14 protein-coding genes are annotated in these 12,046 nt (G+C 42.4%); 9 read left to right on the top strand and 5 right to left on the bottom strand.

What is annotated here, in order from left to right; genetic code table 11:
• Nucleotides 1-24: 24 nt before the first annotated feature.
• Nucleotides 25-1,131, bottom strand: coding sequence for an aminofutalosine synthase MqnE (mqnE, locus tag MKX41_RS19700; protein ID WP_076285245.1), 1,107 nt, complete (start codon nt 1,129-1,131; stop codon nt 25-27).
• 371 nt (nt 1,132-1,502) lie between these two features.
• On the opposite strand from mqnE, the gene MKX41_RS19695 reads away from it, so the two are divergent.
• Together MKX41_RS19695 and MKX41_RS19690 are read left to right on the top strand one after the other, a co-directional pair.
• Nucleotides 1,503-1,862, top strand: a complete 360-nt coding sequence (locus MKX41_RS19695) for a HesB/IscA family protein (protein WP_042191575.1) — start codon at nt 1,503-1,505, stop codon at nt 1,860-1,862.
• A 101-nt stretch (nt 1,863-1,963) separates the two neighbouring features.
• A complete protein-coding gene (locus tag MKX41_RS19690; RefSeq protein WP_340972744.1) occupies nt 1,964-2,416 on the top strand; it encodes a GNAT family N-acetyltransferase in 453 nt (150 codons plus the stop codon).
• Between the two features lie 67 nt (nt 2,417-2,483).
• Here the strand turns inward: MKX41_RS19690 and MKX41_RS19685 are convergent, their stop codons facing one another.
• Entirely contained in the window at nt 2,484-2,693 is a 210-nt protein-coding gene (locus MKX41_RS19685; protein ID WP_042191571.1) for a hypothetical protein, read from the bottom strand.
• Between the two features lie 330 nt (nt 2,694-3,023).
• Between MKX41_RS19685 and MKX41_RS19680 the strand changes: the two genes are divergently transcribed.
• The gene (locus MKX41_RS19680) at nt 3,024-3,686 is read left to right on the top strand and encodes a YheC/YheD family protein (RefSeq protein ID WP_340972743.1); all 663 of its coding nucleotides are present in this window, start codon (nt 3,024-3,026) and stop codon (nt 3,684-3,686) included.
• A 314-nt stretch (nt 3,687-4,000) separates the two neighbouring features.
• On the top strand, nt 4,001-4,144 hold the full coding sequence (locus MKX41_RS19675) for a sporulation histidine kinase inhibitor Sda (RefSeq protein WP_036685584.1): 144 nt from the start codon (nt 4,001-4,003) through the stop codon (nt 4,142-4,144).
• 131 nt (nt 4,145-4,275) lie between these two features.
• Here the strand turns inward: MKX41_RS19675 and MKX41_RS19670 are convergent, their stop codons facing one another.
• Complete coding sequence (locus tag MKX41_RS19670) at nt 4,276-5,250, bottom strand: NAD(P)/FAD-dependent oxidoreductase (protein WP_094877850.1); 975 nt, start codon at nt 5,248-5,250, stop codon at nt 4,276-4,278.
• Between the two features lie 331 nt (nt 5,251-5,581).
• Here MKX41_RS19670 and MKX41_RS19665 point away from each other — a divergent pair, with 331 nt between their 5' ends.
• Together MKX41_RS19665 and MKX41_RS19660 are read left to right on the top strand one after the other, a co-directional pair.
• Nucleotides 5,582-6,775: an NAD(P)/FAD-dependent oxidoreductase gene (locus MKX41_RS19665; RefSeq protein ID WP_042130890.1), complete on the top strand. Its 1,194-nt coding sequence runs from the start codon at nt 5,582-5,584 to the stop codon at nt 6,773-6,775.
• Nucleotide 6,776: 1 nt separating this feature from the next.
• The gene (locus tag MKX41_RS19660) at nt 6,777-7,055 is read left to right on the top strand and encodes a hypothetical protein (RefSeq protein WP_042191567.1); all 279 of its coding nucleotides are present in this window, start codon (nt 6,777-6,779) and stop codon (nt 7,053-7,055) included.
• Between the two features lie 59 nt (nt 7,056-7,114).
• Here the strand turns inward: MKX41_RS19660 and hemQ are convergent, their stop codons facing one another.
• Nucleotides 7,115-7,867, bottom strand: coding sequence for a hydrogen peroxide-dependent heme synthase (hemQ, locus tag MKX41_RS19655; RefSeq protein ID WP_042191564.1), 753 nt, complete (start codon nt 7,865-7,867; stop codon nt 7,115-7,117).
• Nucleotides 7,868-8,282: 415 nt separating this feature from the next.
• On the opposite strand from hemQ, the gene MKX41_RS19650 reads away from it, so the two are divergent.
• The 3 genes from MKX41_RS19650 (at nt 8,283) to dnaI (ending at nt 11,385) form a co-directional block, all read left to right on the top strand.
• Nucleotides 8,283-8,579 carry a YuiB family protein gene (locus MKX41_RS19650; RefSeq protein WP_042130887.1) on the top strand — a complete coding sequence of 99 codons (297 nt, stop codon included), beginning with the start codon at nt 8,283-8,285 and terminating at the stop codon, nt 8,577-8,579.
• Nucleotides 8,580-8,871: 292 nt separating this feature from the next.
• Nucleotides 8,872-10,410, top strand: a complete 1,539-nt coding sequence (locus MKX41_RS19645) for a DnaD domain protein (protein WP_042191562.1) — start codon at nt 8,872-8,874, stop codon at nt 10,408-10,410.
• Nucleotides 10,411-10,428: 18 nt separating this feature from the next.
• Entirely contained in the window at nt 10,429-11,385 is a 957-nt protein-coding gene (gene dnaI / locus MKX41_RS19640) for a primosomal protein DnaI (protein ID WP_042191560.1), read from the top strand.
• A gap of 166 nt (nt 11,386-11,551) precedes the next feature.
• Here the strand turns inward: dnaI and MKX41_RS19635 are convergent, their stop codons facing one another.
• On the bottom strand, nt 11,552-11,707 hold the full coding sequence (locus MKX41_RS19635) for a YqzM family protein (RefSeq protein ID WP_143759540.1): 156 nt from the start codon (nt 11,705-11,707) through the stop codon (nt 11,552-11,554).
• Nucleotides 11,708-12,046: the final 339 nt, after the last annotated feature.

Genomic DNA, 12,046 nt, shown 5'->3' with positions numbered 1-12,046 from the left:
AGGATAACGGATCTAGGTAGTCGTTTATTCGTATACCTTTATCGCATTGTAGAACGTGTCGCGTTCTACTGGAATTCGTCCAGCACCTTTTACTAACCAGATCAATTCATCGCGAGTGAGGCCTTCAGGTGTTAAGGCACCAGCCGCATGGCTAATGCGTTCTTTAAGAATAGTACCATGGACGTCAGAAGCACCGAAGTTCAGTGCAACTTGAGTAAGCTGAGGACCGATATTAATAAAGTACGCTTTGATGTGATCGAAATTATCCAGCATCAATCTGCTGATCGCAATCGTCTTCAGATCCTCATAAGCGGAGTTGCGGCGCATAATCCCTGCATTCTTGTTCTTAGGCTGCATAGATAATGGAATGAATACCATAAAGCCATTGGTTTCATCCTGTAGATCGCGGATCTGCATCATGTGCCGGATACGATCTTCATGAGATTCAATCGAACCGTAAAGCATAGTTGTATGTGTCTTCATGCCAAGCTGATGTGCTGTTCGGTGAACTTCCAGATATTCTTCCACATTAGCCTTATCTACACGCATTTTTTTACGGTATTGATCGGATAATATTTCTGCGCCGCCACCAGTAAGTGTCTTAAGTCCTGCAGCACGCAGCTGCTCGAGTACCTCACGAATACTCAATCCGCTAATTCGGGTGAAAAAATCGATTTCGGCTGCAGTGTATGCTTTTAAGGTTACCTCAGGGAAACGTTCATTCAAGGCTTTTAAAGAATCCACGTAATACTGGAAAGGAACCTTGTCATTATGACCGCCTACGATATGGAATTCGCGCACACCTGGATGAATATGCTGTTCGACATATTGCACCATTTCCTGACCGGAAAGGGTATAAGCACCCTCTTCTCCATCATCTTTGCGGAAATTGCAGAATGCACAGTGAGATTCGCAAACATTGGTGAAATATAGACTCATGTTTTCGATAAAATATACCCTGTTGTTGTTCTTTGCAAGATTGACTTCATTTGCTAATTGGCCAATCGTAAGTAGGTCGTTACTCTGATATAAATAAACGCCATCTTCTAAATTCAATCTTTCGCCGCCGCGAACTTTTTCAATAATGTTCATCATTCGGGCGTCTGTTTGGGGGGTGAAAAGAGTAGACATATAATAAATTCCTCCTGAAAGTTTTACGGGGTCCATTGCCCGCAGATAATTCCCAGACTTACCCAGACGGTAGCTGTTCATTCATGAAAATAAACCGGAGGTTTAGCCTCCGTGACAAATTTCCGAATTTTTACTTATGTTTGCCTTCCTTATTATAAACCTCTCTTATAAGGGGATCAACAGCTGGATATGGATGGTTTATTTTGGTGCGGCAGGTCAGGCATAAGGCAGTTGTGACTTGAGGGTAATGGAATAGTCGGTTATACTGAGTTTATTAAGTATATATTTTTAAGAAAGTAATTTTTGACCGGAAGGTCCCTTAAACATAAGTTTTTCTGTTGAAGTAAGTTAATTTATAGGAGGATATGATCATGATTAATATTAGCGAAAAGGCAGCAGAACAATTAAAGGCGATGCTTGCTGAACAAGAAGTGCCGAACATGTTCCTCCGTATTGGAGTAACGCCCGGCGGTTGCAGTGGATTCTCTTACGCTATGGGCTTTGATGATAATGAAACCGATCAGGACGTATATATGGACATCCAAGAAATGAAGGTTGTCGTGGAGAAAGAAAATCTTCGTTACCTTGATGGTCTCGAAATTGATTTTGAAGAATCCGGCATGACAGGTGGCTTCACCATTAATAACCCGAACGCTACTGCAACCTGTGGCTGTGGCTCAAGCTTCCGTACAGCTACGGATGCAGGAAAACCGAACGAAGAGCCTTGCTAATCGCGACGTTACGCCTTCAAGCCCCATGTTGAGTTCTACAACACGGGCTTGGAGGCTTTTTTTATTCTCAATGACAAAAGTCATCACAAGGAGCTCTAAGCATGCTAATTAGGAAATTAAACGCAGAAGAACAACCACCCTTACATTTGTTGTTATTAGCCGATCCTTCCCTAAGTCTTGTTGAAGCGTATTTAAAAAGAGGGCAATGTTTTGTAGCTGAAGTGGAGAATTGCATTATAGGTGTCTATGTTTTGCTACAAACGAGACCTGAGACAGTGGAGCTAGTGAATATAGCCGTTGATGAGAATCAGCAAAGTAAAGGGATAGGAAAGCAGTTGGTCTATCATGCGATTCAGAATGCGACATTACTTGGTGCGAAGACGATTGAAGTGGGTACGGGGAATTCTAGTGTAGGACAACTGGCTCTTTATCAGAAATGTGGATTTAGAATTACCGGAATCGATAGAGATTTTTTTATCAGACATTATAGTGAAGAGATTGTTGAAAATGGGATCAAGGTAGTGGATATGATCCGTCTTACGCTAGATATATGAGTGACATACAAACAAAAGCCCTCCGATGGAATTCCTCGAGAGGGCTTTTGTTTGTTCCTGCGTACAATTAGGCTGGAATAATAAACTTGTAATTAATCATAAACACGATGAGCCCTGCGGCTCCAAGGGAAAAGGCAATACAGCCAGCACCCAGTGCTCTGCGCCTGTCTTTAATGAATTTAAAGCCAATAGCGCAGATCAGTATAGTCGTTCCAGCCAATACGATGGACATCCCAAGCATGGCCACCCAATATAATACCTCGAAAAACTGAGCCATTCCGAGCCCTCCCCGCGCTGTTTTTTAGCGAGCCTCTAATTCATTATTATATAGTAGGAATTGAAAATGTAACCGCTATTAATAATACAACGATTTTGAAGATTATTCTAGTTATAGTGAACTCATCCATTGCGATTTAGATGTCGAATGTTCAGAAATGAGGTTCTACAAAATCTGCAATCTAACCTGCGAGGTTGAGAATGTTGTCGATACAAGCTCTAAGCCCTTTTTGCTAAGAGCTTCCTCCTACACGGACAATCATACAAGAGGGTGGGGCCTTTTCTGAGTAATGTATAGGGTAGGCTGGAATGTGAAAGGAGGGAAAGGACGATGTCGGGAAGACAATTGGCTAGCAAATGGTTGAAGACAGAAGCATTGCTCAGTGACGCGAGGGTTTCTCATTATATACCAATGACGAGGGTGTATTCGGCTGACTCACTGTTAGCCATGCTCCGGAGATACGGAAATGTTGTTATTAAACCAATAGTTGGCGGTGGAGGCTACGGTGTAATTAAAGTGTTTCGGGATAGTCGAGGTTATGGATTTACTTATATGGACAGAACTCGAATTTACAAGGACTTTAGATCCATGAGACGAGCGCTTCATTTCGTCAAGGTTAGACGTAAATATTTGATTCAACAGGGGATTTCTCTCGCCAGAATTGGTGGGCGTCCTATTGATTATCGGGTCAAAGTAGTGAGAAATGGCGGTGTTTGGGAGTTTCGCTCTATGGTGGGAAGATTGGCCCGGCCTGGCCTGTTCGTAACTAATTTATGTAAAGGAGGCACGATGCTTTCTTGTCGAGAAGGACTTCGCAGATCCTTGCCTCGAATTAAAGCCTCAGCGAAGAAATCAGAAATGCGCAGGCTAACGCTCGTATGTATCGAACTGATGGAGCGGCATTTCCCTGGAATAGGCGAACTGGGTTTTGATTACGCCGTGGATTATTCAGGTAAAATATGGATTCTGGAGGTTAATACAAGACCTCAGTAAATTAACAAAAATTTTAGAATTGACGATAATAGAGTAGTAAGATAAAATTGCGTTTAGTTGCGTTCTTTTGGGGTAAATTATATTGTAATTTATTTACAATAAAAATATATTTTTAGCTGTATACAAGTGGTTCAGTCCTGTGTATAACTATTATCCCCATATTCCACTGTGCAGTTATCACCTTTGTAACGCTTACGCACATATTATACACAGGATTTCCACATGTACTTGTGGATAACACGAACGCTTGTTCGAAAAATGATAGTTTGATATGATAGATTCAGATCCAAATACAGGAAAGGTAGATGAACGTTATGGTTGAATTGTCCGATGAGATGCTTCTAGACTCTTACCATAGAGCGATAGAACTGCAGCTAGAGCATGATTTCATCGCTCTTCTACTCGTTGAGATTCGCAAACGAAACTTACACTCTCCAGTTCATGCGGTTCTTCATTAAAAGAGCGCAAAGTATACCTTTGTAGCTGGCTACATATAAATAAACCGCGAGTCACAAACATAAAAGGGTATCCTGATAGGCTAGTATTGATAGGCCTGTCAGAATACCCTTTTTTATTGTGGTAGATTGAATTAGAGTTTCATATTACTACTGTGTCCTGGTGAAAGCTTGGCTTCCGGATCGATGTAGACTTTTGCATTATTCACAGCCGTTGGGGCTTCGCCGAATCCTACAGCAATTAGCTTCAGCTTACCTGGATATGTGGTGATATCGCCGGCTGCAAAGATTCCCGGAATACTCGTTTCCATACGTGAGTCAACGACAATGGAGTTCCCTTCAATATCGATACCCCACTCTGCAATGGGTCCCAGAGAGGAAACAAATCCGAAATTGACGATTACACTGTCGACTTCGATTTCTTGTGTTTCCTTGGTCTTGATATGAGATAAGGTAACCTTAGTAATAAACTCGTCACCATGCAGTTCTGTAATTTCAGTAGGTGTAATTACGTTAACTTTGGAAGCCATCAGATTCTCTACGCTGTGCTCATGCGCACGGAATTTATCCCGGCGGTGAATCAGGGTTACTTGCTCCGCGATCGGTTCCAGCATTAGTGCCCAGTCTACTGCGGAATCTCCACCACCGCTAATCAGAACTTTTTTATCTTTAAAGGCATTTAAATCATTTACAAAATAATGAAGGTTGGCTTTTTCAAACCGTCCTGCGTCTGGCAGTTCTAAACGACGAGGTTCAAAGGCGCCTACCCCAGCTGTAATGATAATAGCTTTACTGTGATATTCTGCTACATCGGTTGTAACTACAAAATGGCGTTCGTCCCGTTTCTGAACAGAAATTACTTTCTCCTCCAGCCGGATATTCGATTGGAACATATCCATTTGCCGTGTCAGGTTGTCAACCAATTCTTGTGCAGTTACTTTTGGAAAACCTGCTACATCATAAATGTATTTTTCAGGATAAAGTGCAGCAAGTTGTCCTCCCAATTGGGGCATACTTTCAATAAGTGTTACTGATGCCTGACGCATCCCACCGTAAAATGCGGCAAACATGCCAGCTGGACCGCCACCTATGATTAAAAGGTCGCTCATAGGAACGCCGGATTGCTCTTGTGTCACGGGATATTACACCTCCGAGTTGATATATTCATTTTGCCATACTTGTATTCTTTCTTATTATAAACATTGTGACACATACCTGCAAAGAAAGACTTTAGAACACAATAAGAATGTGACGTTTTTTAGTATTTTAATGTTTGATTAATAGTACACTAAGGTTTACAATGGATATGGTCAATTTAGAAATCCTTTAAGTTTGATTGGAATTTCTTCTAAATATAAGTGTATAAATTCACAAAAAGGACCGTACATTGTTTCAATAAAAAATACAAAGACAGATTTACCTCTTGGAAGGAGCCGGAACATGAGTAGTATTCCCAAAATCGTAATCTTAGGCGCGGGCTATGGGGGTATTTTGACCGCACAGCGCTTACAGAAGGCTTTGAACTATAATGAAGCGGATGTCACGCTCGTAAACCGTCACGAGTACCACTATTTTACTACCCATCTACATATGCCTGCCGCGGGTACAGACAGTATTGAACACACTCGGGTGTCTATTTCTAAACTAATCGATGAATTCAAGATCGATCTCGTTAAGTCATCTGTTCAGGAAATTCGTACCCAGCAGAAAAAGATTATTTTGGAGGATGGTACTCTTTCGTATGACTATCTCGTCATTGCTTTGGGCGGAGAGCCTGAAACATTCGGTATTCCAGGACTTGATAAATACGCACTGACGATCCGGAGCATCAACTCCGTTCGTTTGATTCGTGAACATATTGAGTATCAATTTGCCAAATATAAGAACGAGAACAATGCTCAGGAGCATATTAATTTCGTAGTCGGTGGTGCCGGCTTTAGCGGAATTGAATTTGTGGCCGAATTAGCTGACCGCATCCCTGGGTTGTGCAAAGAATTTGACGTTGATCCAAGCATGGTAAATATATATAACATAGAAGCTGCTCCAACAGCTCTGCCTGGATTTGCTCCTGAACTTGTTGAGTATGCGATGAACTTGCTCACTAAGAAGGGTGTTACATTCAAGATGGGCGTTGCGATCAAGGAATGTCTACCAAACGGTGTAATTCTGGCATCAGGCGAAGAGATTAAGGCTTCTACAATTGTCTGGACAGGCGGAATTCGAGGAAACCGTCTGATTGAAGCTGCAGGATTTGAAGCTATGCGTGGACGTGTGAAAGTAGATGAATATTTACGTGCACCAGGCCAAGACAATATCTTCATTATTGGAGACGGCTCCTTGATGATTAACCCAGAAGGGCGTCCTTATCCGCCAACGGCACAAATTGCTATGCAACAGGGAGAGTGCTGTGCACATAATTTGGTGGCTGCGATCCGTAATCAACAACCCAAGAAATTTGCATTCAGCAATAAAGGAACAGTAGCTTCTCTAGGTAAAGGTCAAGGGATTGCTGTAGTTGGCAGCAAAACTTACAAGGGCTGGACTGCAGCTCAATTGAAAAAAGTTGTGGATATGCGCTATTTGTTCATTATCGGTGGGATTCCGCTGGTTCTGAAAAAAGGAAGATTCTTATAAGATGCGTCACTGCAGCGTGCAGGTGCGTGGATTGCTGACCCGAGAAGAATTGGACCGATATAACGGACTGATTGAGGTTGGATCTTATCTGGAGGATCAGAATCAGTACGATCTAGCGTATGTTGTTCAAAAGGAAATTGATCTGCTCATTCTCCCTGGCATTGAACGCTTAAAGGAAAAAGGGCGAGCACGTGACAGGGCTACGGCTGAATATTTGGAAAGTCTGCGTGATGATGAAGATGACAGCGAAGAGGATGAGGAAGCAGGAACTTCGTTATAGCATTTAAAAAGGGTGAGTCTCCATAAAGATCTGGAGACTCACCCTTTTTGTTATTACAATTACAATTTAAGCATTTCTTCAAAAGAATCCTCAGTCAGCAGGTTGCCGACATAGAAAGGTCCGAATTCGCCGTAGCGAGCACTGACTTCGTCAAAGCGCATTTCGTAAACCAGCTTCTTGAATTGTAGCGGATCTTCAGCGAACAGGGTTACGCCCCATTCCCAATCATCAAAACCTACGGAGCCGGTGATAATTTGTTTCACCTTACCCGCATAACCACGTCCGATTAATCCGTGAGAAGCCATCAGCTCCCGACGTTTATCCATATCGAGCATATACCAGTTATCGGCGAGCTCGCGTTTCTTGTTCATTGGATAGAAGCAAATATGCTTCGCTTGCGGCAAAACAGGTTTTAGACGTGCGATAACATGCGGATTCTGCATAGGATCACTACCATCGCTGCCCCCCGCAAGGTAATTGCTTAATTCAACAATACTTACGTAGGAATAGGCTTTAGTTGTATATTGAGCAAAAGCGATTTTGTTAAAGGCCGTCTCAAGCTGGTTCAAATCTTCCAAGCTTTCGCGCAAGAACATCATTACGAAATCGGCCTTCTGGCCAACGATGGAATATACCGCGGAGCTGCCTTGTTTGGCTTCTTCGACAGGACTCCATTCTTGCATAAAAGCATGTAATTCTTCCAGAGCAACGGCACGTTCTTCATCATCTGCTGCCGTCCATGCGGTCCAGTTCAGTGAGCGGAAGTCATGCAATGCATACCAGCCTTCCAGTGTCATAGCGGCTTCGTTCATGATCTCACTCCTTAAAAGTTTTACGAAGCATAGGCTCCGCTTGAATAACGTCGCGTAAAACTTGCATCGGAAGCATACGCTTTGTTTTACGAAGCATAGGCTCCGCTTGAAATAACATCGCGTAAAACTAACATCGGAAGCATACGCTTAGTTTTACGAAGCATAGGCTCCGCTTGAAATAACATCGCGTAAAACTAGCTACGAAGCTCCTGCATCATAGACTATGTATGATTTATTAATCTATATGCATTGTATCGCAATCAAGTTGCTTAGAGCAAATGATGACATTCCGATGTAAGAGTATTAGACCTAATTTTGAATAAAGTTCATTGCTTCGTGACATTTTTTCTAGTAAACTTACTACTAGCTCGTATAAGATGTGCGCTTCTTTATAGAAAGGGGTAGTGACGGTAAGATGGGGTTTATTCCAGTGTTTATCCTAACCGTTTTATTCTTTGTGATGATGTTTGGTATTGGATTTATTCTTAACATGTTAATGAAGACAACCTGGTTTCCCGCTTATCTATTCGTACTTATTATTCTACCCGTCGTAGTCTATTCCATTTGGGATAGAAGCGCGATGTCGCTCTGGGAGCATCTCTCCAGTTTCCACTTTGTTGATTACTTAACTGGTGTCGCTGGTCTTGCAGGTGCTATATTGAGTGGATGGACCATTCAAAAACTGCGCTTTGGCGGTTACAAGATGTTTTAAAGATTTAATCGGAAGACCTGCGGCTCTGATGTGAGAGTCGTTTTTTTGAACATATAAGCTTTTAGTTCTACGCTAAGAATCAATTTTGAAATTCAGCGAGAAACGGAACCTTCCTCTTCCAGAGGACAGTGAAGCCGTTTCTTCTTGTTTAATAGAGGTAGATAATCGTATGAAAAAGCTGATTATATAGCGAAAAGAGTCGGAATTGGTAGTTTATTTACATTTCCGGCGACGTTTTTTATGATAGAATAGAATCCTGTATGAATTCGTGAAAACAAGGGGGTATCCGTAGATGCGCATGAGTAACTTACATCATTTCACCGAACATCATCGGTACTGCGTTTCCCGCGAATTTGGTCTTAGTGTTATAGATGGACGTATGCTTAGCTCTGTGTATCAGCCTATGGTAGGAGCTTTTGCAATCAGTTTCTATCGCTTGCTGGTTGAACATGTACCGGCAGATAGCATTGGCTATTCTGGAGTGGAGCAACAGCGCAGATTATTTATGACGCTAGGCGTTGAACCAAATGAGAAAGGCCGCAAATATTTAATAGATCAGGCTTCCCGGTTAGAAGCGGTAGGTCTGCTACAGACCTGTCGAATCTATGTGCCGGAAACCGATGATTACTTATATGAATATGAGCTTATGCCGCCGCTATCGCCAGCTGACTTTTTTGCCACTCAGCATTTGACGTTGCTGTTACGCGATAAAATCGGCAAATTTGCTGTGCTGTCCTTACGGGAACAATTCTGGAATCGAGAGCCAGAAGAATGGAGTCGTAGATCCATAGGCAAAGAGAATATCTCCGTGCCTTTTTATGATATTTTTCAACTTAATACACATGTCATTGATTATGAGCTGGAGCAGGCACTTGCAGAAGTAGCCACTGTGCGTCAGCCTGGTATGCGTGAATCTGGAGAACAAGCGATTGGATATAGTGATATTATTTTGCGTTTTCCAAGAGAGTCCGTGAACCGGGCTCATGTAGAAAAACTGCGTTTTGACCATACTCAAATGGGTGTTATTAACTATGTAGCTCATAAGTACGAACTCAGTCCGCAGGATTTATGTCGTCTGCTGGATGAAGATGGCGTGTTCTCACCGGATGGCGAGGTTATTCTGGATGCACTGCAATATAAAGCGAGCCAGCATTTCAGGCAGGATATGAAACGACAAGAAAAGCGTGAAGTTGCTGCTGCTAAGGTTGTTTCCATCCGTTCCAGTGCCTCTGAAGAGAATGATGATTCTATAGCACCACCGGAGCAATCTGTAGAGATGGAGTATTATGTAGAAGTACCACCACAATTTTTGTCCAAATGTGACATCCACCAATATAATATGATGCTGCGGAACGAACCTTATACGCGGCTGCTTCAAACTTTTTTCCCAGGTGCAGTACCCAGTCATTTGATGGATATGTTCGAGAAAATAGATTTGAACTATAAGCTAAGCGGTGAAGTAATCAATGTACTTATTCATTACTTAATGACTATGGTAGCCTCAGGTGGAGAACAGCGAATGAACCGCAATTTTGTGGAGGCTATCGCTTCCAATATGCTGGTTAAACAGGTGAACACCTACGAAAAGGCTGTAAAATATATCAGGGATCAGTCCAAAGTGAAAGGCAAGGGAGCTACAACTAACACGGCGGCAGGATCTCGATCACGTTCATATGCTAAAAATACAGGTCGATCCGCTAAACCGGAAATTCCGATTGTGCTGGACGATGGAAGTGCCGGAACGGTATCGGAAGAGGAATTCGCGGCGATGATGAAGAAAGCTGCAGAAATTAAAGCCAACAAGAAAAAAGGCGTTTCCCAAGCGCCGTAATGAAAGAGAGGTGGAACTATGGAGTCTATGGGCGATGTGCTTCGTTCGATTAACAATCCAACTCTACGGCAGCGTCAACGCGATCTTGAACAGGAGTTATTCAATCATCCGCTTGTGAAGGCATTACAGTCTGAACATCCTGAGTTAGATGATTCGCGACTGCGGCTTCATATGAGCCGCCTGTATCAATATGTAGAGGAAAGCCGCCACTGTGCGAACTGTCCGGGTCTGGAGAAATGTCCGAATGATTTCCCTGGTCACTTTAGCAAACTTACGGTCGAGAGCGTGAATGGTTCGGCGGACTTATATGAGCGCAAGACGGCATGCCGGCTTAAAGTGGCACAGGATAATCAGGATAGCATCCGCAAACGTATCCGTAGCTTTTATGTGGACGAGCGTGTGCTCAATGGCGGTTATGATGAAATAGATATTATGGGCAAGGATCCACGCCGGGTCTCTGCTGTTAATAAAATATTTGATTATATCACGAGCGTTAAAGAAGAGGGTCTGACCTCGCGCGGGATTTATCTACATGGGACTTTCGGAACAGGCAAAACATTTCTGATGTGTTACTTGCTTCATGAGCTTGCTGTTGCCGGCTATACTGGAGTTATCGTATATATGCCAGATTTTATCGAGGATTTGAAGTCGATCATGATGGACGGCCAGAAGATGAAGGAAACCGTAGATACGTTGAAAAACTGCGATTTACTTATTTTTGATGATATTGGTGCGGAGAACTTGAATCCATGGGCGCGTGATCATGTGCTTGGTGCGATTCTGAATTATCGGATGAACCGTAAGCCAACCTTCTATACCTCAAATTATCCGCTCGATGGTTTGGAGAAACATCTTAGCTTTACGAGCAAGGATGGCGAGGAGATTTATAAAGGTCAACGTTTGATGGATCGTATTGCTCCTTTTGTGGATGTTATTCCACTGCATGGGGAGAATCAACGGGGGACGATTAGATAAACTCGAAATATTCATAACCGTAACATTCAAAAGAGCAGCGATTCTCCTTTTATTGGAGGATCGTTGCTCTCTGTTTTTTTCTTATTTACTCTCAAAAAAAGAAGCCGCCCCCTAAGTAGCATTTACTACTTTTGAGACGGCCTCTGTTTATATTGCGATGATTCCCTTACTCCGAAATGAACTTAATGATAACCATGCCGAAAAAGACAACGGTCATAAATGCAGTCATTCCGAAAAATCCATTCATTAAATCGCCTAGATCATTGCGGGGTTCTTCGTTGATATGTTCTCGTGGGTCCCGTGCTTGCGCGTTGACATCCATAGCTTCTGCCTCCTTACAGGGACAATGCCTGTATTGTTAAGATGCAAATTGAGTTGACCATTATGAAATAAGTCATTGACATTTAATGCGCTTTCTTAGAGTATACCGAAAGGCTGGGGAGATTGTAAAGAAAAGAGTAACGTAAATAAAATTAGTTTGAGAGCAATATAATTGTATGTGATATATAACATATCCCTTAAAGATATGTTATACTGGAATTGTCTCGGTAAGTGGTAATTTGGTTATCATATTACATGAAACAATTTATTAACTTATATTTTCGGAGCAGCTTCCATAAACTAAGCTTTGGTTTAGAGTGGAGTAATGTTTCGTAAAACT

This window comes from Paenibacillus sp. FSL R5-0475 (genome assembly GCF_038004585.1).
Taxonomy (GTDB): domain Bacteria; phylum Bacillota; class Bacilli; order Paenibacillales; family Paenibacillaceae; genus Paenibacillus_AQ.
This window is presented reverse-complemented; position numbering and strand designations above follow the sequence as displayed.